This is a genomic window from Micromonospora xinjiangensis, from assembly GCF_056150165.1.
This window is the reverse complement of record NZ_JAXCFO010000002.1, coordinates 258,437-280,154: the sequence shown is the minus strand read 5'-3', so window position 1 is coordinate 280,154 and position 21,718 is coordinate 258,437. Positions and strand designations below refer to the sequence as shown.

Below are 21,718 nucleotides of genomic sequence, written 5' to 3'. Positions count from 1 at the left end.
TTCCTGGCAACCACCGGTCGGGAGGGAAGGGCGGCACGGTAGCGTCTGCGGCGTGACCGCCGACAACCATCTCGACTCCGGCCTGCCGATCCGACTGCTGCACGACCGCGTGCTGGTCCGGATGGAGGGGAGCGAGGGCGAGCGCCGCTCCAGCGCCGGCATCGTGATCCCGGCGACCGCGGCGGTGGGCAAGCGCCTGGCCTGGGCCACCGCCGTCGGGGTGGGTCCGAACGTTCGCTCCATCGTCTCCGGTGACCGGGTCCTCTTCGACCCCGACGACCGCTCCGAGGTCGAACTGCACGGGAAGGGTTACGTCCTGCTGCGTGAGCGGGACGTGCACGCCGTCGCCGCCGAGCGTGTCGAGAACGACGCGACGGGGCTCTACCTCTAGCTCTCCCACGCCGGGCCGCGCGGCCCTTCCTCGCCCGACGCGGCGGACGCCGTTTGCACCGCTCCTCGCCGGGAAGCCAGCCGCACCACCGGCCCTGGGGAGGGACGATGCCCGAATGGATCAGGAAGCTGCTGTTCTGGGGCTTCATCGCGTTCCTGATCTACTTCATGGCGTTCCGGCCGGACGGTGCGGCGAACATCTTCAAGGCGATCGGTGCGGGCCTGGTGGCGATGTTCCAGGGGCTCGGTGACTTCCTCACCAGCCTGATGACCTGACCGGCCCGGCGCGCCAGGATCGCGACCGCGGGTCCGCCGCAGCGGCACGGGCCGGTGGTCGCCGCGCCGCCCTCCGGAGCCGCACCGCGTACGGTCGGCACGCCACCAGCGTGTCGCCGCGCGTGCCACGCCGAGCCGGGACCCGGCGCGACCGGTGCCGGAGAACCGCGCCGTGCCGGCCGCGGGACGACGCCCGACCCGGGTGACTCGCGGTCCCGAGCGCGGGCGTTCGCACACCCACCGGGCGGCGCCGGTTCGCACCCCGGCGCCGCCCGGTCAGCCACGCGCGGCCCACCCGGCTGCGGCGCGCCTGCCGCACCGGCCGACCGGGGCCGGTCAGCCGCGCGTGGGCCAGCCCGGTTGCGGGGCGTACCAACCGGGTGGGGTGTGGATTGGCGGTGGCCCGGCGAGCACCACCGGGATCGGCACCACCGGCTCGTCCGGTGCGTCGACGGGGCGCTCGGAACCGTCCGGGAAGCGCAGGTGGTAACGGTTGCCGTCCCACACGCCCGCCGGGGCCTGCGGGTCCCGGCCCACGAAGAACGACCGGTACGCGCTGATGGCCTGGAGCAGCTCCTGCTCCTCCCGGGCCGTCCGCTCCCGGTCCGCCGCCTTGCGGTCCAGGCCGCGCAGCGCGCCGTCGCGCAGCAGCGCCAGCCGGGTCGCGGAGAACTGGTAGCCGCGCATCGCCTTGACGCCGGCGTCCCCGGCGACGCGACGGGCCCAGGCACGGGCGGCGTGCCGACGCCCGAGGCTGCTCAACGCGGCCACCTCCGGTGGGCTCAGCCAGCCGGCCCGGACGTAGTCCGGCAGCCGCCGCTCGGTGAGCCGCCCCTCCCAGGCGCGGAGCCAGACGGCGAGCCCGACCATGCCGAAGAAGATCGGCACCATGAGCCCGAGGAAGCCGTACAGCATGATGAGCGGCTGGCCGGTGGCCTGGCTGAGCGTCGGCAGCAGGTTCCAGGTGCCGTGCAGCATCATGGCCAGCAGCAGGCCCGCCACGGGGGCGAGCACACGCACCCGGCGGTCGGCGGTGCGGGCCGCGATGCCCAGCCCGACACCGGTCATCGAGGTGAAGAGCGGGTGGGCGAACCCGAACAGCAGGATCCGCACGATGAAGATCGCGATCACCTGCTGCGCCCCGGTCGCCGGCCCGAAGCGCTCGGCGCCGGAGGCGAAGCCGTAGCCGCCGAGGTAGAGGATGTTCTCCACCATGGCGAACCCGACCGCGGAGAGCCCGCAGTAGACGAGGCCGTCGGTGATGCCCGACCACTCCCGCCGTCGGAAGACCAGCAGCAGGATCGGCCCGAGCGCCTTGGTGAGCTCCTCGATGAACGGCGCGACCAGCACGCCGGTGAGCGCCGCCGGCAGCCCCGCGTCGGCGAACAGGCCGGCGGCGAAGTCGTTCACGGTGAGCGAGGCGGCGGTGGAGACGAAGGCGCCCCAGGTGAAGCAGAAGAGCAGGTACTTCAGCGGCTCGGGCTCGTACCGGTCGAGCCAGAGGAAGCAGGCGACCAGCACCGGCACCGGCAGAGTGGCGGCCACCACGCCGATCAGGAGGGCCTGGAGGCCGATGTTCTCGCCGATCGTGAAGACCATGAAGACGGCGCAGGCGGCGATGAAGAGCACGACCCCGGCGAACGCCAGCACTCGCCGCCAGCGCCGCCGGCGCGACGGCATCCGGGGTGCCGCGCCCGGGGCGGGCGGAGCGGACGGCACGGTCGGCGGCGCGGTGCCGGGCGGGGTGTCGGCCATGCGGTCAGCGTAGCCACCGGCGGGCGGCTGGTTGCCGCGCATCGGCAGCCGCTATGCTGCCGCAAGGTCACGAGTGCCAGCGCGAAGCCCCGGCTTGCTGGCCGGCAACCCTCGTCGAGTTCGCGGTGGGGTGCCCCGGGTGATGACCGGGCCCGGCCCGATCCGCGTGCCGGGCAAGCGCGGACCCCGTCCCGACGTCGCCCCGGGGTCCCTGGCCCGGGAGGTTCCGGCATGCCCGTCACCCTCGTCACCCCGCCCGCCACCCTGCCGTCCGCTCCGGCCGCCGCCGGGCCGCTCGACGTGCTCGGCGTACCGGGTGAGATCAACCTCGACTACGCGGCCACCGCGCCGTGCGCGCGGGCCGCGGCCGACGCGGTGGCCGCGCTGCTGCCGTGGTACGCGAGCGTGCACCGCGGCGCCGGGGCGCTGTCCCGCCGCTGCACGCTGGCCTACGAGCGGGCCCGGCAGACGGTGGGCGACTTCTTCGGCGCTCGCCCCGACGACCACGTGATCTTCACCCGTAACACCACGGACGCGCTGAACCTGCTGGCCCGGGCGCTGCCCGCCGGCACCACCGTGGTCACCTACGCGGGCGAGCACCACGCGAACCTGCTGCCCTGGCCGCGCGGCTCGGTCCGGCTGCCGGTGCCCGCCGAGCCGGGCGAGGCGGTCCGCGCCCTGGACGCCGCCCTCGCCGAGCTGAGGCGGGCGGCGAACCCCGGGTTGCCGGTGCTGGTGGCCGTCACCGGGGCGAGCAACGTGACCGGGGAGCGCTGGCCGGTGGCCGAGCTGGCCCGGGTGGCGCACCGGCACCGCGCCCGGATCGCGCTGGACGCCGCGCAGCTGGCCCCGCACGCCCCGGTCGACCTGCTCGCACTCGACGTCGACTACCTCGCCGTGTCCGGTCACAAGCTCTACGCCCCGTTCGGGGCCGGTGTGCTGATCGGGCGCGCCGACTGGCTGGACGCCGCGCCGCCGTACCTGGCCGGGGGCGGGGCCACCGCGCGGGTCGGCGCGGGCACGCACGACGTCACCTGGGCGGTGGGGCCGGCACGGCACGAGGGCGGCACGCCGAACCTGCTCGGCGCGGTGGCGCTCGCCGCGGTCTGCGCCGCGCTGCAGGAGGCGGACCGGGCCGCGCTGCACGAGCGGGAGCAGCGGCTGCTGACCCGGCTGCGCGACGGCATCGCGGCCCTGCCGCACGTCGCGGAGCTGCGGACGTTCGGCCCGGACGCCCCTCGGGTGGGCATCGTCTCGTTCGCCGTGGCGGGACGGGACTCCGCCGAGGTGGCCGCCGAGCTGGCCCGGGAGCACTCCATCGGGGTCCGGGACGGGCTGTTCTGCGCGCACCCACTGGCGCAACGGCTCCTGGCCGAGGCCGCCGCGCGCACCGGTCGCCGGGACCTGCCGCCGACCGCGCTGCGGGCGAGTATCGGGCTGGGCAGCACCGACGAGCACGTCGACCGGCTGCTCGCGGCCCTCGCGGCGCTCGCCTGAGAAGAGGCGGCGCTGGCCTTCCGCCACCGGCGGGGCGTCCTCGTCAGCCGACCGGGGGCGCGGTGGGCGGCTTCGGCCTGCTGTCCTCCGGTTCGGGGCCGGCGCCCCGGGGTGCCTCCTGCTCCCCGAACGACTTGCGGATCAGCCGGTTCGCCTCCTCCTGGTCGATGCCGGAGGCCACCAGCAGGTCGCTCGCGGTGGTGCGGACCTGGGCGACGACCACGCTGCCGGAGAAGCCGACCCCCTCCGTGTACGCCCGTCCCGCCTCGCTGACGGCGCGCAGTGCCCGCTCCCGGGCCTGCTCCGGCTCGTCGCCCACGGAGAACTCGTGACGGAGCAGGCGGACCGCCTCGGCGAGGTGGTGGACGGCGTCCGGCATCGGATCGGGGACGGGTTCCTCGTCCTCGATGAGGGTGACCGCGCGGCGGATGAGGGTGCCGCTGTTGCGCATCGCCCGGTCGATCGGGTCGGCCGCCTCCGCGTAGTGCGTCAGCTCGTTGCGTCGGTGCCAGCGGGCGGGTGAGAGAGTGGCGGTCTCCTTCGCCCCCTCGATCGCCTCCACGAAGGTGGCCAGCTCCTCCTTGTTGTTCCGTAGTCGGTCCAGGGCCCGCTGCACGCTGGCGCGGTCCCGGTTGCGCAGCCCCTCCGCGGTGACGTCGAGCTGCGTGGCGAGCAGGTCGAGGGCCGGCCGGGCGGCACGGTTGAGCACCCGCAGGGGGTTGAGCGGCAGCAGGATCGCGGTCACCAGCAGCGCGATGCCCCCGCCGAGGAAGGCGTCGACGAACCGGGGCACCTCCAGGTTCTGCTCGGACGGGCTCAGCGTCACGATCAGCACGGCGGTGGCCGCGGCCTGGATCACGATGGCCACACTCGCGCCCGCGAAGATCGTCAGCAGGATGGCCACCGTGACCACCAGGCCGAGCTGCCAGGCCCCGGTGCCGAGCACGTAGATCAGGCCGTCGCCGATCGCCACCCCGATGGCGACGCCGACGATCAGCTCCACCGTCCGGCGGAACCGCTGGCCGACCGAGGCGGCCAGGGTGCCCACCGCCGAGATCGGCGCGAAGACCGGCTGCGGATTGTTGAGCAGCCGGTGCGACACCAGGTACGCCAACGCCGCCGCGACCCCGGCCTGGAGGGCCAGACCGGCGGCCATCCGCACCCGGTGCAACCGGTCGTGCAGGGTGGCCTTGCTGATATCGCGCACCTGGTCCATCGCGTCGGCGATGCGGGCGCTGTCGACGTCGGCGAGCTCCTTGCGCAGCTCACGAGGGTGCAAGCGCAGCCACCGCCTACGCCCCCGAGCCGCCGTCATGCCCGCGACTACCCCGGACACGTCGGGTGAATCCTCCCTCCCGCTCCTTCCCCCTGATGCGGCAGACTCGTCGGGTGGCCGATCTACTGGACCGGTGGCGGGCGGCGGCCCGGGGCGCCGGCGCGACGGACCTCGCGGAGCTGGGCGCGGCCGGGGAGGACCTCCTGCGCCGGTGGCGGGAACCGCACCGGCACTACCACACGGTCGACCATCTCCGAGCCGTGCTGGACGTGGTCGACCGGCACGCCGACCTGGCCGTCCGCCCGGACCTGGTCCGGCTCGCCGCGTGGTGCCACGACGCGGTCTACGACCCCCGGGCTGCGGGCGACGCCAACGAGCGGGACAGCGCCGAGCTGGCCGGTCGGCTGCTCACCGGCCTCGGACTGCCGCCGGACGCGGTGGCCGAGGTCCGCCGGCTCGTGCTGCTCACCGCCGGGCACGCGGTGGCCGCCGGCGACACCGACGGCGGCCTGCTCTGCGACGCCGACCTCGCCGTGCTGGCGGCCACCCCGGAGGCGTACGACCGGTACGCGGCCGCGATCCGCCGGGAGTACGCCCACGTGCCGGACCGGGACTTCCGCGCCGGCCGGACGCGGGTGCTCGGCGGGCTGCTCGCCCTGCCCGCGCTGTTCCGGTCACCGCCGCTGGCCGACGCCTGGGAGCGGCCGGCGCGGGCGAACCTGCACCGGGAGCTGACCGCCCTGACCGACGCCCGGTGACGCGAAGGCGGGACGCCGGGCGGAGTCGCCGCGACCCGACCGACGCCCGGTGACGCGAAGGCGGGGCGCCGGCCGCGCGTTGGCCGGCGTTCAGGTGACGGGGTGGAGCCGGCCAGGGGTCACGCCACGCCGGTCCCGCACCAGGTGCTTCGGCCGGCGCAGCCCGGCCTCGCGGAGCAGCCGGACCAGCTCGCGGCTGGGCACGACGCGGGCCCCGAGCCAGACCGCCATCGCGAACCGCTCGGCCGGCAGGTCGTAGTGGTCGCGGTCGAAGCCGCGCCGGGGAGCGCCGAGCGCCTCGGCGAACGCGTGCAGCTCGGCGTAGGAGACGTCACTGATGAGGTGGGACCAGAGGCGGCCCCGGGACGGCCAGCCGGGTCGGTCCAGGTAGAGCATGCTGACCAACCTAGTCCGACGCTGTGGATCATGTTGATGATCGGGCCCTGGGCACCTAGCCTCTCCAGCATGGCCGGATCCCCCCTCATCGACGACCTGCGCGCCGCGCTCGGCGAGAGCGCCGTGCTCACCGATCCGGACCTGCTCCGGATGCACGAACGCGACGAAGCCGACCTCTGCGTGGCGGGCAGCCCCCTGGTCGTCACCCGTCCGCGCAGCACCGACGAGGTCGTCGCCGTGGTCCGCGCCGCGGCACGGCACGGGGTACCGGTGGTGCCGCAGGGGGCACGCACCGGGCTCGCCGGCGCCGCGAACGCGGTGGACAGCGCCGTGGTGCTCAGCACGGTCGCGATGAACGAGATCCGCGAGATCGACCCGGTGAGCCGGATCGCGGTGGTGCAGCCGGGCGTCGTGAACGCCACCCTCGCGGCGGCCGTCGCGAAGCAGGGGCTCTGGTACCCGCCGGACCCCGGCTCCTGGGAGTCCTCCACCATCGGCGGCAACGTCGCCACCAACGCCGGCGGCATGTGCTGCGTGAAGTACGGCGTGACCACCGAGTACGTGCTCGGCCTGGAGGTGGTGCTCGCCTCTGGCGAGGTGCTGCGCACCGGGCGGCGTACCGCGAAGGGCGTTGCCGGCTACGACCTCACCCGGCTCTTCGTCGGCTCGGAGGGCACCCTCGGCGTGATCACCGAGGTGACCGTCGCCCTGCGGCCCGCCCCGGCGGAGTCCCTCACCCTGGTGGCGGTCTTCCCCTCCACGGCGGCGGCCGGCACGGCGGTGGCCGAGATCGCCGCACGGGGGCTCAGCCCGAGCCTGCTGGAGCTGCTCGACCAGACCCACCTGCGGGCCATCGAGGCGTACCAGCCGATGGGCCTGCGCACCGACGCGCAGGCGCTGTTGCTGGCCGCCGCCGACACCGGCAGCCGGGCCGCGGACGACCTGGCCGCCCTGGCCGAGGTCTGCGAGGCCGCCGGGGCCGACGAGGTCTACGCCGCCACCGACGCCGTCGAGGCGGCAGCGCTGCTCCAGGCCCGCCGGCTGGCCCACCCGGCCATGGAGAAGTTCGCGGCGGACGCGTACCCGGGCGGCAACGGTGGCCTGGTCATCGACGACGTGGCCGTGCCCCGCGGCGCGCTCGCGGCGCTGCTCGACGGGGTGTCCCGGATCGCGGCGGAGTGCGAGGTGCCGATCGGCGTGGTGGGTCACGCCGGGGACGGCAACATGCACCCCAACATCGTGGTCGACCGGGCCGATCCGGCGAGCCTCGAGCGGGGCCGCCGCGCGTTCGACGAGATCATGCGGCTCGGCCTGGGACTCGGCGGCACCTGCACCGGGGAGCACGGGGTGGGGCTGCTCAAGCGGGACTGGCTGGCCCAGGAGATCGGCCCGGTGGGCGTACGCGTGCACCAGGCGGTCAAGGCTGCGCTGGACCCGACCGGCCTGCTGAACCCGGGCAAGGTGCTCTGAGCGGCGGTCAGCCGATCAGCTCGGCCGGGGTGGCCTGGGTGAGCAGCAGCAGGATCTCCCCCGCGATCCTGGGGCGCTCCGTGCCCGGGCAGTCCTCCGAGGTGATCGGGCCGACGGAGGTGAGCAGGCTCGAGGTCAACGCGTCGATGCAGGTGGACCGGTAGCGGCGCGCCTCGTCCGTCTCCGCGGCCAACCCGGGGTCGGTGAGGAGCTGCTGCAACCGACTCACCTGTTCGGGGGCGAGCGCGCCGCTGGAGTTGACCCCGTCGCCCGCGCAGTCGAGGCACTTCCAGGTGCCGTCCCGCTCCACCCGCAGTGTGCGCAGCGGTCCCGTCGCCCCGAGCTTCTGCAGGAGGGTGACCTGGCCCTCGCCGATGGTGGTCGGCGCGTCCGGCGTCGGCGACCCGCCGGCCGTGGCGGCCCGTGGGACGGGTGTCTCGTCGCTCGACGCGTGGACGAGGGAGCAGCCGGTCAGCGCTGCGGCCAGCGCCGCGCCGAGGAGGGGGAGGAGCAGACGCGAGGGGGTACGGGGTAGCACTCGCCGGAAGCTACCGCACCGCGGGATGCCGCTGGTAGCCCTACACCTCAGTAGCTTAGGGCGGCCCGGAGGCCGGGCTCCCGGACCGCGTCCACTTCGGCCCGTGACCGCCGGGGCGGGGCCGGCAGTTCGCTCAGCTGGAGGGCAACTGGGCGGGGTCGCCGTCGCCGCCGCGATCGGCGGCGTAGCCCCGCACATCAGGGGCGCCGAGACGCGCCGCGTCGGCCGCGACGTCGTCGCGCATCAGCTGGGACTGCCGCTCCGCCTCGACCCGCGCCCGGTAGTGCTCCACCTCGCGGGCCCGCCGCGCCGCGTCCCAGCCGAGCACCGCGCCCATCAGCTCCGCGGCGTGCTCCGCCGAATCCACGCCCCGGTGGCTGGTCTCGATCGAGATTCGGGTACGCCGGGTGAGCACGTCCTCCAGGTGCAGCGCCCCCTCGGCGCGGGCCGCGTAGGTGACCTCGGCGGCCAGGTACTCCGGCGCCCCGGCCAGCGGCGAACCGAGCAGCGGATCGGCGTCGACCAGCGCGAGGATGTCCAGCGTGAGCGTGCCGTACCGCTCCAGCAGGTGCTCGACCACGCCGACCGGCACGCCGTGCCGCCGGGCCACGTCGGCCCGGTCGCGCCACATCGCCGGGTAGCCGTCCGCGCCGAGCAGCGGCAGGTCGGCGGTGCGCGACTGGCGCACCCCGCCGAGCCGCCGCGCGGCCCGGTCCACCACGTCGGAGGCCATCACGCGGTAGGTCGTGTACTTGCCGCCGGCCACCAGCAGCAGGCCGAGCATCGGCTCGACGACCGCGTGCTCGCGCGAGAGCTTCGAGGTGGAGTCCGCCTCGCCCGCCAGCAGGGGGCGCAGCCCGGCGTACACGCCCTCGATGTCCGCGGTCGTGAGCGGCCGGTCCAGCACCTTGTTGACCTGCTCCAGCAGATATTCGATGTCGCTCGCGGAGGCGGCCGGGTGCGATCGGTCGAGCTGCCAGTCGGTGTCGGTGGTGCCGATGATCCAGTGGCCGCCCCACGGGATGACGAACAGCACGCTGGTGGCGGTGCGCAGGATCAGGCCGGCCTCACCGGTGATCGCCGAACGGGGCACCACCAGGTGCACGCCCTTCGACGCCCGGACCCGCATCCCGGGGCGCAGTCCGACGTCGTTGAGCATCCGTGACATGTCGTCGCTCCACACGCCGGTGGCGGCGATGACCATGCGGGCCTGCACGTCGAACTCGGCGTCCGGCGAACCGGCCGGGGCCTCCATGTCGCGGACGCGGGCGCCGGTGACCTCGCGCGCCTGCCGGATCAGCCCGACGGCCTGGGCGCTGCTCACCACGGTGGCTCCGAGGCTGGCCGCGGTGCGGGCCAGCGTCACCACCAGGCGGGCGTCGTCGACCTGCCCGTCGTAGTAGCGGATCGCGCCGGCCAGGGCGTCGGCCCGCAGGCTCGGGAAGATCCGTCGGGCGCCCTCGCGGGTCAGGTGCCGGTGCAGGGGCATCCCCCGCCCGCTGCCGAAGATGCCCGCGAAGACGTCGTAGGCGGCCACGCCGGTGCCGTAGTACGAGCGGCGGAAGAGTCGGCCGGGCAGGTCGCGCAGGCCCCCGCCGTCCGGCAGCGGCACGAGGAACGGGACCGGCCGGACGAGATGCGGCGCGAGGCGCGTCGCGAGGAGCCCGCGCTCGGTGAGCGCCTCGTGGACCAGGTGGAACTCCAGCTGCTCCAGGTAGCGCAGCCCGCCGTGGATCAGCTTGCTGGAGCGGCTCGAGGTGCCGGCGGCGAAGTCGCGCGCCTCGACGAGGGCCACCTTCAGCCCCCGCGACGCCGCGTCCAGGGCGGCTCCCGCCCCGGTCACCCCGCCCCCGATCACCAGAACGTCGAACCGCTCCGAGCGGAGTTTGCGCAGGTCGCTGGCGCGGCGATCGGGCGACAGCCGGCCGGCGACGGATCGGGACACGTTGGGGTCGCGCACCAGTCCACCGTAACCGTCGTGACCATCCGGCGGCACACCGGCAAGTTCCCGCACGTCCGGCGGACGCGTGGGACTCCCCACAGCCCGCGCGAGGCGTTCGAACGACCGGCAGTGACGACGCGTGAGCGTCCGCCGGAGCGGAGGGAGGCCCCTCCCCCCTCCTTTGCTCTGCACCGCGATACGCACCAGTGACCAGTCGGCGCGCGCGGCCTGCTGCTCGCCCGGGTCCCGCGCACCGCCGTGGCCGGCCGGCGGTGACCGGCGCGCGGCGGGTCGTCGTACTGTTTCTCAATGCAGGCCGCACCCCCGCCGTGGGCCGACCCCCGCGCGTCGAACGCTCCCCCGCCCGGGCCCTGGCCCGTGATCGCGGCCGTGCTGGCCGGCTGCTGGATCGTCGCGGTGACCGTGCCGACGCAGGTCGGCGGCTGGCTCGTCGACCAGGTGCTGCTCGGATTCGGGCGGGACCGGGTGGTCTGGCTCTGGCCGGCCGCGACCCTGCTCACCGTGGTGCTGGCCGGCACGCCGGCCCTGCTGCTCGCCCTGGTCCCCCGCTCGGCCGCGATCCGGACGGTCGGCCGCGTCTGGCTGGCCGCGGCGCTGACGCTCGGCGCGCTCGGGCTGCCGCGGGCCGTCCCGCCGGTGCACCACGAGGCGTACCTCGCGGCACTCGCCCCGGCGGCGGCCGCGGCCGCGCTGGTCCTGCGCCGGATCGCCCGGAGGCACGCCACCGACGGGCGGGCCCGGGGGCGGTTCGGCCCGGACACCCTTCTCGCGATCGCCGCCGGGCTGGCGCTGCTGCTGCCCTGGGCCTGGCTGGGCGCGCTCGGCGGGCTCCTGGAGACGGTGCTCGCCGCGCTGGCCGCCGCCGCGCTCGGCGCGGTGGCCGGGGCGCTGCTCGACGCCCGCTTCTGGTCGCCCTTCACCGTCGGTGACCCACCCCGACCGGTCCGGTTGGTGCTCGTCGGCGGTCTGGTGGCCGGTGTGGCGCTGCTGCTGCTCGCCGCCGGCACCGGCCAGTCGGGAGCCCAGCTGCCGGCCCTGTTCACCCTTCCCCCGACCGGGTTCGCGCTCGCCGCCCTGCACGCCTGCGCCCGGCGCCGGCAGGCCGCGGAGGCGGCGCCCTCGGCCGCTCCCACGCGGTGGCTGGTCGGGCTCGCCGCGTTCGGCCCGCTGGCCTTCGCCGACCCGGAGGAGATCACCCTGCTGCTGGCGGGCACCCGGGACGTGCCGTTCTGGGTGGCGGTCGCCGCGGCCGCCGGGCTCGCCGTCGCGCTGCTGTTCGCCGCCGCGTACGCGGTGCTGCTCGCCCGCCCGCGCGGCCCCGCACCGAGCCGGCGGACGGCGACCGTCACCGCCGCGGTGCTGCTGGTCGCGCTCGTCGGGGTCGACCTCGGCCCGGGACAGCCCGGGCTGCACGGCGAACGGCTGTTCGTGGTGCTGCGTGAGCAGGCCGATCTCACGAACCTCCCGGCCGCCCCGCCGGGGCGCGCCGGGCGGGACGCCCGGACCCGTGAGGTGTACGGCCGGCTGGTCGCCACGGCCGACCGCACCCAGGCGGCCCTGCGGCGGGACCTGAACCGGCTGGGCCTGCACCCCACCCCGTACTACCTGGTGAACGCGATCGAGGTGGACGGCGGTCCGGCCGTGCGCCAGTGGCTCGCCGGCCGACCGGAGGTCGACCGGGTGCTGGTGAGCCAGCGACTGCGACCGCTTCCGGCACCCGCCGGGATCACCCGGGGCACCGATCCGGCCCCGACCGGTCCGGAATGGAACATCCGGCGCATCGGTGCCGATCGGGTCTGGTCGCGGCTCGGGGTGACCGGCACCGGCGTGGTGATCGGCAGCTCCGACTCGGGGGTGGACGGGCGGCACCCGGCGCTCGCCGACGGGTTCCGGGGCGGGGACGACTCCTGGTACGACCCCTGGGACGGCACCCGCTCCCCGACCGACACGGGTGGCCACGGCACGCACACCCTCGGCAGCGCGGTCGGGCGCGGAGGGATCGGGGTGGCGCCCGGCGCCCAGTGGGTGGGGTGCGTGAACCTGGACCGCAACCTGGGCAGCCCCGCGCACTACCTGGACTGCCTGCAGTTCATGCTGGCCCCGTTCCCGGCCGGCGGCGACCCGTTCACCGACGGGCGGCCCGAGCGGGCACCGGACATCCTCACGAACTCCTGGGGCTGCCCCGGGATCGAGGGCTGCGACCCGGGTGTGCTGCGGCCGGCCACCACCGCGCTCGACGCGGCCGGCATCTTCGTGGTGGCCGCGGCCGGCAACACCGGCCCGTGGTGCGCGTCGATCGACGATCCGCCCGCCCAGTACCCGGACGTGCTGACGGTGGGCGCGGTCGACCGGCAGGACCGGGTCGCGCAGTTCTCCTCGCGCGGGCCGGTCTCCTCGCGCGGGCCGGTCCCGGGCGCCGTCAAGCCCGACGTGGTGGCACCCGGGGTGGGCGTACGCTCCGCGATGCCCGGCGGCGGCTACGCGACCCTGGACGGCACGTCGATGGCGACCCCGCAGGTCGCCGGCGTGGTCGCGCTCATGTGGTCGGCGAACCCGGGGCTCGTCGGCGACGTGGTCCGCACCCGGCAACTGCTGCGGGAGACCGCCACCCCGGCCGAGCCGACGTTCCGCTCCCGCGACGCGGCGGACTCCTGCGGCGGCGACGCCAACATCACCGGGGCGGGTCTGGTCGACGCGTACGCGGCCGTGCGCGCCGCCCGCTGACCCGCGCTCTTGCGCCGACCCGTACCCGATGATCTAGGGTCGGCCACCATGGACGCAGAGATCACCGTCGTCGACCTGACCCCCGCGCTGGCGCCGGACGTCGTACGGCTCTGCGAACGGTCGCTGGACCTGCCGGAGGACGCGGCCGAGTCGGACGCTCTCGTGGCCACGCTCTGGACCCGGGCGACCGCGGACCGCCCGGTGGTCGCCCTCGGCGCGTACCGAGGGGCGAACCTGGTCGGTGCCCTGATCGGCTCGATGTCGACGGCGGACGAACGGCTCGGGCACGTCGACCTGGTCGCCGTGGCGCCGGAGCACCGCCGCCGGGGGGCCGGCCGGGCGCTCCTGAGCGCGGTGCAGCGGCGGCTCGCCGGCCTGGGCGCCGCCGAGGTGCTGCTCGCCGGCAACCCGCCGCACTACGGCTGGCCCGGCATCGACGTGCGGTACACCCCCGCGGTCTGCGCCGCGCTCGCGCTGGGCTTCCAGCAGGACCGCACCGCGTGGAACATGACGGCGGACCTGTCGTACGACGACTCGCCGGCCCTGCGCTCGACGGAGGCCGGCGAACACCGGCTGGCGGAGCAGGGCGTGACGGTGCGCCGGGCGGAGCCGGGCGACCTGTCGGCGCTGGCCGCGTTCGCCCGCGGCACCTTCGGCGGCAGTTGGGACGCCGAGCTGGCCGGCTCCCTCGGCCGCCCCGACGCGGGCTGCCACCTCGCCGAGCGCGGCGGCGAGGTGCTGGGCTTCGCCGCGTACGGCTCTTCCCGACCGAGCTGGTTCGGGCCGATGGGCACCGCCCCGGCGGCCGAGGGCTCGGGGATCGGTGGTGTGCTGCTGCGTCGCTGCCTGCGGGACCAGCGGGCGGCGGGGCACGACTCGGCGCAGATCGGCTGGGTCGGGCCCGTCCCGTTCTACTCCCGCAGCGCGGGAGCGCGGATCGAACGGGTCTTCTTCCTCTACCGGCGTACGGTAAGCCCGCAGTAAACGGGCGAATAGTACATAGACCCTGATAACGCCATTCGCCCCCATCGGGCATCGACGCCCCCTACCGTTTCGGTAGAGGAGGCAGCCATGACCACGGACGACGAAGAGACCAGCGAGGTCCCGCCCGTCCCCTGGACGCCGGTCGGCGATCTCCCCGGTCAGCTCCCGATCGACCGGCTGGACTTCGGTGACGCCGAGCAGCTCGCGGAGATGACGGCCGGCGAGCCGCCCGTTGAGGAACCGCTGGAGATGGTGGACGCGCCGATCCAGCTGCACGCCCCGTACGACCGGGTGCACAAGCGACGCAACCAGCGCCCGCTGCCGACCTGACGACGGAAACGGGGCGGACCGCGTCAGCGGCCCGCCCCGTTTCCGATCGGAACGTCAGGACTCAGAAGTCCATGTCCCCGCCACCCGGGCCAGCCGGGGCGGCCGGGGTCTTCTCCGGCTTGTCCGCCACGACGGCCTCGGTGGTGAGGAACAGCGCGGCGATCGACGACGCGTTCTGCAGCGCCGAACGCGTCACCTTGGCCGGGTCGATGATGCCCGCGGCCAGCAGGTCCACGTACTCGCCGGTCGCGGCGTTGAGGCCGTGGCCCGGCTCGAGGTTGCGGACGTGCTCGACTACCACGCCACCCTCGAGGCCGGCGTTGACGGCGATCTGCCGCAGCGGGGCGTCCAGCGCGATCTTGACGATCTGCGCGCCGGTCGCCTCGTCGCCGGTCAGGTCCAGCTTGTCGAAGGCGGTCTTGCCGGCCTGCACCAGCGCGACGCCACCACCCGGGACGACGCCCTCCTCGACGGCGGCCTTGGCGTTGCGGACGGCGTCCTCGATGCGGTGCTTGCGCTCCTTCAGCTCGACCTCGGTGGCCGCGCCGACCTTGATCACCGCAACACCGCCGGCCAGCTTGGCCAGGCGCTCCTGCAGCTTCTCCCGGTCGTAGTCGGAGTCGCTCTTGTCGATCTCGGCACGGATCTGGTTGACCCGGCCCTGGATCTGCTCGGCGTCGCCGGCACCGTCGACGATGGTGGTCTCGTCCTTGGTCACCACGACCTTGCGGGCGCGGCCCAGCATGTCGAGGCCGACGGCGTCGAGCTTGAGGCCGACCTCCTCGCTGATGACCTGGCCACCGGTGAGGATGGCGATGTCGGTCAGCATGGCCTTGCGGCGGTCACCGAAGCCCGGCGCCTTGACGGCGACCGACTTGAAGGTGCCGCGGACCTTGTTGACCACGAGGGTGGCCAGGGCCTCGCCCTCCAGGTCCTCGGCGATGATCAGCAGCGGCTTGCCCGACTGCATGACCTTCTCGAGGATCGGGAGCAGGTCCTTGACCGACGAGATCTTGCTGTTGGCGATCAGGATGTAGGGGTCGTCGAAGACGGCCTCCATACGCTCCGGGTCGGTCATGAAGTACGCGGAGATGAAGCCCTTGTCGAAGCGCATGCCCTCGGTGAGCTCAAGCTCCAGGCCGAAGGTGTTGCTCTCCTCGACGGTGATGACGCCTTCCTTGCCGACCTTGTCCATCGCCTCGGCGATGATCTCGCCGACGCTGGTGTCAGCGGCCGAGATGGAGGCGGTGGAGGCGATCTGCTCCTTGGTCTCCACGTCCTTGGCGAGCTTCAGCAGCTCCTCCGAGACGCTGGCCACGGCGGCCTCGATGCCCCGCTTCAGGGCCATCGGGTTGGCACCGGCGGCCACGTTGCGCAGGCCCTCACGGACCAGGGCCTGAGCCAGGACGGTCGCCGTCGTCGTGCCGTCACCGGCAACGTCGTCGGTCTTCTTCGCGACCTCCTTGACCAGCTCGGCGCCGATCTTCTCGTACGGGTCCTCGAGCTCGATCTCCTTGGCGATGCTCACACCATCGTTGGTGATGGTGGGGGCACCCCACTTCTTCTCGAGCACGACGTTGCGGCCCTTGGGGCCGAGCGTCACCTTCACGGCGTCGGCGAGTTGGTTCATGCCCCGCTCGAGGCCGCGGCGCGCCTCTTCGTCGAACGCGATCATCTTGGCCATACGGCGTTGTCCTCCTGGACACTCACGGGCCACCCGAGTGTGTGTCCCGGATGGGCCGCCTGGTGTACGCACCTTGGGACGTCGCCCTCATGGCGACGACGACGTCTCCTCGGCCGGGCCGGATAGCCCGCGACGACCGGCCACGTGCCCCACCGGCGGCTTGTCCCGCCGGTGCGGCCGCGGCCCCACCGCCCCGACCATTGGCACTCACGGGGTGCGAGTGCCAATGACTTGTTTAGCACTCTCACCTGCCGAGTGCAAGCACGATGGGCCTCTCAGCGGAGTTCGGCGACGAGCCCGGCGCTGTTCACCGGCCCTTCGTGCGCGCGCTGCTCGGCGTACGTCACCAGCAGCCCCACGAGTGGCACGAACTGGACGGGGAGTGACAGCAGCCCGGTGACCGTGAGCACCGCCACCACACCGGCCGCCGTACCCGGAGCGCCCAGCGGATCGGTGCCCAGCGGGGCCGTGGCGGCGCCCTCCAGGAGCCCGACGACCAGGCTGCCGAGGACGAGCACGCCGACCACGAGCGCCACCCGTCCGAGCACCATGCCGAGCCGCTTGTGGAACATCCCGAACGCCCGCCCGATCGGGTTCTGCCGCTCGAACAGGTAGACCGGCCCGGCCAGGCTCAGCGCCAACGCGAGGTAGATGCCGGGGAGGACGCAGAAGCAGACGCCCAGGCCGACGATCAGGCCGACGAGGAGGGTCCAGCCCCAGAGCCCGAGGGCCCGGCGAAGCCCGTATCGCAGGGATGCGCCCAGGGTGACCGGTTCACCGACGGCCTGGCGGGCGATCACCCACGTGCCGGCCGCCCAACCCAGGCACTGCACCAGCCCGATCAGCACGCTACCGACGAGGGTCACCGAGAAGAGCGTGACGAAGTCGCTGACGAAGGTCTCCGGCAGGGCGGCGGGATCCTGGGCGGCGGAGGCCTCCCACCGGGCGGTCGGGTCCACCCCGAGACTGATCACGGACAGCACCACGGCCGGCAGCACCTGGGTGATCAGGAGAAGGGGCAGCAGGATCCGCCAGCCGCGCCGGACCACACCGACGCACCGCTCGTACCACCCGGCGAGGCCGGCGCCGGGCGGGGTGACCAGCGGGTCGTTCGGGTCGATGCCGGGCGGGTACCAGGCGGCCGCGTACCCCGGATGCCACGGCTGCCCCGGATAGGGACCACCGGGCGGATAGGCGCCACCGGGCGGGTACCCCGGGGCCTGGGACGGGGGCGGCCCCCAGCTGGCGGGAGGCGGGGTGCCGGACGGCCCCCAGCTGGCCTGCGCGGCCGGGTCCCACCCGGGTTGCCCGCCGGGCGCGGCCCAGCCGGACGAGGCGGCCGGATCCCCGGCAGGGGGCTGCGAGCCGGCGTTGCCCGACCCGGACGGGTGGGGTTGGCCGGGTTGGCCCGGCGGCGGGGCGGCCGGGGGTGGCACGTCGGACATGAACCCTCCTAGCGACGCTGGAACGGCTCATGATCCTCCCGGTTGAGCCGTCCGCGCGCAGCCCCGGCCGGCGCGCCGCTCCCGCGGGGGGTGATCAAGAGGCGTGCGTCGTTCGGGGTCGTTCCTCTGACGCGAATCTCTTGATCACCGACGGCGACCACCGAGACTCACCCCCGGCCCGGGCGGCGCCCGGAACCTGCGAGGGCGGGACCGCTCAGGCGATGACGCGCACCCGCTCCGCCTGGGGGCCCTTCTGGCCCTGGGCGATCTCGAACTCGACCCGCTGGCCGTCGTCCAGCGCCTTGTAGCCGTCCATCTCGATCGCGGAGAAGTGGACGAAGACGTCCTGACCGCCGTCGACGGCGATGAAGCCGTAGCCCTTCTCGGCGTTGAACCACTTCACGGTGCCCTGTGCCACGGTGCACTTCCTCACTCTGCGCGGCATTACCTACCCCGAGCGCCCGGGCAGGGCCGGGCGCTCGGAAACCACCTTTTCCGCGATCTGCGACGCCCGCCGAAAGGGTGACCGAAATCGCACGCTACACGAGGCGTGACGGCGGCGCACGATCACAAAAAGGGGCAAATCAGGCCGATGAACGGTGGAGGTCATCGCCCACCGTCGCTGTGGTAGGCATGCGGGCATGACGAGCGTGCGGGTCGGGCCCGGCGGCCGGTGGCCGGAGATCCACCGGGTCCGTCCGGAGGACGCGGCACGGATGCGGGCGCTGCGGCTGGAGATGCTCGCCGACGCGCCGCTGGCCTTCCTGGAGACCATCGCGGACGCGGCGGCGCGCCCCCACGCCGAGTACGCCGCGCGAATCGCACAGACCTCCGCCGGCTCGCAGACCGCCCAGTTCGTGGCCGACCCGGGCGGGCGGCTGGTGGGCCACGCCGGCGGCATCGTGGTGCCCACCGAACCGGGACTGACCGTGATCTACGCCGTCTACGTGACCCCGGTCTGGCGGGGCAGTGGCCTGCTCGCCGAGCTGGTCGACGCCGTCGCCGAGTGGTCCCGGGCGTGCGGGCGGCCGGAGCTGATGATGGAGGTCGTGGTCGGCAACGACCGGGCCTACCGGGCGTACCGGCGACTGGGCTTCGTCGACACCGGGGTCCGGGTGCCGCACCCGACCGTCCCCACGCTGACCGAGCTCCAGATGCGTCGGGCCGCCTGAGCGCCGGTTCCGGCGCGGTCGGTCGCCGACGGGCCGACGGCGGGCCCGCGGCAGAGGAGGGCCCCCGGCCACCGCGACGGTGCCCGGGGAGCCCTCGACCGCGCCGTCAGACGTGCCGGCGGGACTGCACGATGCGGAACCGGTTGGCGACGTACGCGCCGTCGGTGAGCGCCGCGTTGGCGGCCGCGTTGGCGCCGCTGCCGTGGAAGTCGGAGAAGGCCGCCGACTGGTTAACGAACACCCCGCCGGTCAGGTTGCACGACAGGTGCACCCCGACCTCGATGGCCGCGGCCTCGGCCGCGTCGAGCACCGCCTCGTCGGTCGAGTACACGCTGGCGGTCAACGCGCCCTTCTCCCCCACCGTCTCGCGCATGATCTCCAGGCTGTGCGCGGTGGAGTCGGTAGGGATGACGAACGAGATCGGCCCGAACCACTCCCGCCCGTAGGTCGCGGTGTCGTCCGCCGCGACCTTGACGACGGTCGGCGTACGGACCACAGCGGCGGGGAAGGACGGGTGCGCGACCGTGCGCGACTCCAGCACCGGCTCACCGACCTTGGTGACCTCGTCGAGCCGCTCCAGTACACCGTCGTTGACGATCGCCCCGGTGAACTCGACGCCGCGTGCCGGGTCGGCGGTGAGCTTGCCGATGGCGGCGGCGATCCCGCCGGCCACCTCGTCGAAGCTCTTGTGCCCCTGGTCGGTCTCGATGCCGTCGCGCGGGATCAGGATGTTCTGCGAGGTGGTGCACATCTGGCCGCTGTAGAGGGTGAGCGTGAAGCCCAGGTTGCGGCAGAGGCCGGCGAAGTCGTCGGTCGAGTCGACGACCACGGTGTTCAGGCCGGCCTTCTCGGTGTAGACAACCGCCTGCCGGGCGTTCGCCTCCAGCCAGTCGCCGTACTCCGTCGAGCCGGTGAAGTCGACGATCTTGACGGCGGGGTGCAGGGCCAGCGTGGAGGCGAGCTTCTCGCCGGGGGCCTCGGCGGCGAGCAGCACCAGGTTCGGGTCGAAGCCGGCCTCGGCCAGCACCTCCCGGGCGTACCTGACGGTGATGGCCAGGGGCAGCACCGCGCGCGGGTGCGGCTTGACGATCACCGGGTTGCCGGTGACCAGCGAGGCGAAGAGACCGGGGTAGGAGTTCCAGGTCGGGAACGTGTTGCAGCCGATCACGAGGGCCACGCCGCGCGGCACCACGTGGAAGGTCTTGGACATCCGCAGCGGGTCGCCCTTGCCGGCGGCCTTCTCCCAGCCGGCCGTGCCGGGGTGGCGGGTCATCTCGGCGTACGCGTAGGCGACCGACTCCAACGCGCGGTCGAGCGCGTGGGCGCCACCGGCCTGGAAGGCCATCACGAACGCCTGGCCGCTGGTGAACTGCACCGCGTTGGCCAGCTCGAAGATGTGCTTGTGCAGCCGGTCGAGGATCTCCAGAGCGACCCCGACCCGGGCCTGCGGGCCGGCGTCGCGCCAGGCGGGCAGCGCCGCGCCGGCGGCGGCGACCAGCTCGTCGGCCCCGGCGTGCGGGTAGCGCACACCCAGCTCGACGCCGAACGGGCTCGTCTCGGTGGCGACCCGGTCGGCGGCGCCCGGCTGGTCCAGCGGGAAGTCACCGTTCAGGTACGCCTCGAAGGCGGCCTTGCCGTCCGGGGCGGCCGTCTCGCCGTACACCCGCGGGCTGGGTGACTCCGGGTAGGCGGACCAGTACCCGCGCTCCGAGATGGCGGTCAGCGCACGGGTGAGGGTGTCGACGTGCCGGTCGTAGAGGGGGTGCGGGGTCTCCGTCATGCCCGCAATCATGCAACAGCAGGTACCAAAATCAGTAGGGCCGTGTCACAACTCAGATCGTGAGCTGCCAGTCCGTCCAGCCGTCCACCGGTCGGAAGCCGAGCCGCTCGTTGATCGCGATCATGTGCCCGTTCGAGGCGGCGTTGAAGGTGTCGATCGCGCGGACCGCCGGTTCGTGGGCGAGCAGGTGCCGCAGATTCTCGATCTTGATGAGCAGGCCCAGCCGGTGGCCACGGTGCTCCGGGTCGACGATGGTGATCTGCTGGAACGCGTGCCAGTCGGCCGAGGGGCCCACGTCGAGCAGCGTCCACGCGACCAACCGTCCGGACGCCTCGTGCCGGACCGCCGCGTGGTACTGCCGCCGGCCCCGCGCGGCCAGCGCCCGCTCGGTGCCCCGGATGCGGTCGGCGTCGACCTTCTCCGCCTCCCACTCCAGGTCGCCCATTGGCGCGTCGGTCACCAGCCGGCCGTCCAGGTAGGCGATGTCCGCGACGTACTCCTCGGGGACGAACCCGTGCCAGCGGACCGTGCGGTAGCCGTCCGCGTGAGCGCGGGCGCCCGCGAGCAGCGCGTCCAACGCCCCCTGGTCGACCCGCGTGGGGTCGAGCCGGCGACGGACCTCGGCGAGCGCGGGCTGCGCCCCCGCCGCGGCGGCGAACGCGCCGCCGCTCACCGGCCGCGCCGCACCTCCCGGCAGCGCCGACACCGCCATCCCCACGACCCGCTTGCGGTTTTGCTCGCGCAGCAGCCGCAGGCAGTGCTCGTGCAGCGCCCGGCCGACGCCCCGGCGCCGGTGCGCGGGGTGGACGACGAGGTCGACGGTGGCGTTGTCGGTGTTGTCGAGCTGCGGCAGGTCGAGCGCCACATAGCCGGCGGGCACGCCGTCGCGCCGGGCCAGCGCCCAGAGCGTGACCGTGCCGGGCATCGGGTGGTGCAGCATCGCCTCGAAGCGACGGCGGCAGAACGGCGGGTAGTCGGGCACGTCGGCCTCGATGGCCGCGGCCCCGATGCGGTAGGCCGCCTCGATCGCGGCCGGGTCAGCGGCGTCGAACGGCGCGATCGTGACGGTCATGCCGCCGAGAGTGCCCGCCGAAAGGCGGACGGGCCAGCGAATTTCTTCGCTGGCCCGTCCGGACGTTGGTCGGGAGGGTCGATCGCACAACGCCTCCGGCGCTGGGTCGCAAGAACAAAGTCTTCGGCGATACGCCCTCCCGCACGGAGCATCTTCCGCCGTCCCATTCCTGCCGTCAAGTCCTTAGGGGCGGGTTTCTCGCACCCAG

Annotated in this window: 19 protein-coding genes and 1 riboswitch; of the genes, 9 read left to right on the top strand and 10 right to left on the bottom strand. The window is 74.2% G+C overall.

All coding sequences use genetic code 11. From position 1 onward, the window contains the following. Positions 1-52 precede the first annotated feature (52 nt). Together SM573_RS08080 and SM573_RS08075 are read left to right on the top strand one after the other, a co-directional pair. Positions 53-391 carry a GroES family chaperonin gene (locus SM573_RS08080; RefSeq protein WP_474611250.1) on the top strand — a complete coding sequence of 113 codons (339 nt, stop codon included), beginning with the start codon at positions 53-55 and terminating at the stop codon, positions 389-391. A gap of 107 nt (positions 392-498) precedes the next feature. Beyond that, positions 499-666: a hypothetical protein gene (locus SM573_RS08075; RefSeq protein ID WP_165947321.1), complete on the top strand. Its 168-nt coding sequence runs from the start codon at positions 499-501 to the stop codon at positions 664-666. Positions 667-1,002: 336 nt separating this feature from the next. Here SM573_RS08075 and SM573_RS08070 read toward each other — a convergent pair whose 3' ends face one another. After that, positions 1,003-2,463 (bottom strand): PrsW family intramembrane metalloprotease, encoded by a 1,461-nt coding sequence (locus SM573_RS08070; RefSeq protein ID WP_474615839.1) that lies wholly within the window; start codon positions 2,461-2,463, stop codon positions 1,003-1,005. Positions 2,464-2,486: 23 nt separating this feature from the next. Then, positions 2,487-2,607: riboswitch (SAM riboswitch) on the top strand. A gap of 45 nt (positions 2,608-2,652) precedes the next feature. Here SM573_RS08070 and SM573_RS08065 point away from each other — a divergent pair. Continuing rightward, entirely contained in the window at positions 2,653-3,918 is a 1,266-nt protein-coding gene (locus SM573_RS08065) for an aminotransferase class V-fold PLP-dependent enzyme (protein WP_474615838.1), read from the top strand. Between the two features lie 43 nt (positions 3,919-3,961). On the opposite strand, the gene SM573_RS08060 is transcribed toward SM573_RS08065, so the two are convergent. Next, a complete protein-coding gene (locus SM573_RS08060) occupies positions 3,962-5,134 on the bottom strand; it encodes an FUSC family protein (RefSeq protein WP_474611500.1) in 1,173 nt (390 codons plus the stop codon). Between the two features lie 173 nt (positions 5,135-5,307). Between SM573_RS08060 and SM573_RS08055 the strand changes: the two genes are divergently transcribed. Next, positions 5,308-5,952 carry an HD domain-containing protein gene (locus SM573_RS08055; RefSeq protein WP_474615837.1) on the top strand — a complete coding sequence of 215 codons (645 nt, stop codon included), beginning with the start codon at positions 5,308-5,310 and terminating at the stop codon, positions 5,950-5,952. Positions 5,953-6,042: 90 nt separating this feature from the next. Here SM573_RS08055 and SM573_RS08050 read toward each other — a convergent pair whose 3' ends face one another. Further along, complete coding sequence (locus SM573_RS08050) at positions 6,043-6,348, bottom strand: DUF4031 domain-containing protein (protein WP_474611254.1); 306 nt, start codon at positions 6,346-6,348, stop codon at positions 6,043-6,045. Positions 6,349-6,417: 69 nt separating this feature from the next. Here SM573_RS08050 and SM573_RS08045 point away from each other — a divergent pair, with 69 nt between their 5' ends. Then, a complete protein-coding gene (locus SM573_RS08045; RefSeq protein ID WP_474615836.1) occupies positions 6,418-7,818 on the top strand; it encodes an FAD-binding oxidoreductase in 1,401 nt (466 codons plus the stop codon). A gap of 7 nt (positions 7,819-7,825) precedes the next feature. On the opposite strand, the gene SM573_RS08040 is transcribed toward SM573_RS08045, so the two are convergent. Continuing rightward, a complete protein-coding gene (locus tag SM573_RS08040; RefSeq protein WP_474611256.1) occupies positions 7,826-8,356 on the bottom strand; it encodes a hypothetical protein in 531 nt (176 codons plus the stop codon). A 133-nt stretch (positions 8,357-8,489) separates the two neighbouring features. Beyond that, the gene (locus SM573_RS08035; RefSeq protein ID WP_474616046.1) at positions 8,490-10,301 is read right to left on the bottom strand and encodes a glycerol-3-phosphate dehydrogenase/oxidase; all 1,812 of its coding nucleotides are present in this window, start codon (positions 10,299-10,301) and stop codon (positions 8,490-8,492) included. Between the two features lie 306 nt (positions 10,302-10,607). Between SM573_RS08035 and SM573_RS08030 the strand changes: the two genes are divergently transcribed. The 3 genes from SM573_RS08030 (at position 10,608) to SM573_RS08020 (ending at position 14,357) form a co-directional block, all read left to right on the top strand. Beyond that, on the top strand, positions 10,608-13,043 hold the full coding sequence (locus tag SM573_RS08030) for a S8 family serine peptidase (protein WP_474615835.1): 2,436 nt from the start codon (positions 10,608-10,610) through the stop codon (positions 13,041-13,043). 48 nt (positions 13,044-13,091) lie between these two features. Further along, positions 13,092-14,027, top strand: a complete 936-nt coding sequence (locus SM573_RS08025; protein ID WP_474615834.1) for a GNAT family N-acetyltransferase — start codon at positions 13,092-13,094, stop codon at positions 14,025-14,027. Positions 14,028-14,114: 87 nt separating this feature from the next. Continuing rightward, positions 14,115-14,357 (top strand): hypothetical protein, encoded by a 243-nt coding sequence (locus tag SM573_RS08020; protein ID WP_474611259.1) that lies wholly within the window; start codon positions 14,115-14,117, stop codon positions 14,355-14,357. Between the two features lie 61 nt (positions 14,358-14,418). Here SM573_RS08020 and groL read toward each other — a convergent pair whose 3' ends face one another. The 3 genes from groL to SM573_RS08005 all read right to left on the bottom strand — a co-directional run bounded on the left by groL (position 14,419) and on the right by SM573_RS08005 (position 17,904). Next, positions 14,419-16,041 carry a chaperonin GroEL gene (groL, locus tag SM573_RS08015; RefSeq protein ID WP_474611260.1) on the bottom strand — a complete coding sequence of 541 codons (1,623 nt, stop codon included), beginning with the start codon at positions 16,039-16,041 and terminating at the stop codon, positions 14,419-14,421. Between the two features lie 275 nt (positions 16,042-16,316). After that, the gene (locus tag SM573_RS08010) at positions 16,317-17,486 is read right to left on the bottom strand and encodes a hypothetical protein (RefSeq protein WP_474615833.1); all 1,170 of its coding nucleotides are present in this window, start codon (positions 17,484-17,486) and stop codon (positions 16,317-16,319) included. Between the two features lie 214 nt (positions 17,487-17,700). Then, positions 17,701-17,904 (bottom strand): cold-shock protein, encoded by a 204-nt coding sequence (locus SM573_RS08005; protein WP_013288855.1) that lies wholly within the window; start codon positions 17,902-17,904, stop codon positions 17,701-17,703. A 223-nt stretch (positions 17,905-18,127) separates the two neighbouring features. On the opposite strand from SM573_RS08005, the gene SM573_RS08000 reads away from it, so the two are divergent. Beyond that, on the top strand, positions 18,128-18,658 hold the full coding sequence (locus SM573_RS08000; protein WP_474611262.1) for an N-acetyltransferase family protein: 531 nt from the start codon (positions 18,128-18,130) through the stop codon (positions 18,656-18,658). A gap of 106 nt (positions 18,659-18,764) precedes the next feature. Here SM573_RS08000 and paaN read toward each other — a convergent pair whose 3' ends face one another. Then, positions 18,765-20,438, bottom strand: coding sequence for a phenylacetic acid degradation protein PaaN (gene paaN / locus SM573_RS07995; protein ID WP_474615832.1), 1,674 nt, complete (start codon positions 20,436-20,438; stop codon positions 18,765-18,767). 52 nt (positions 20,439-20,490) lie between these two features. After that, a complete protein-coding gene (locus SM573_RS07990; RefSeq protein WP_474615831.1) occupies positions 20,491-21,510 on the bottom strand; it encodes a GNAT family N-acetyltransferase in 1,020 nt (339 codons plus the stop codon). Between the last annotated feature and the right edge of the window lie 208 nt (positions 21,511-21,718).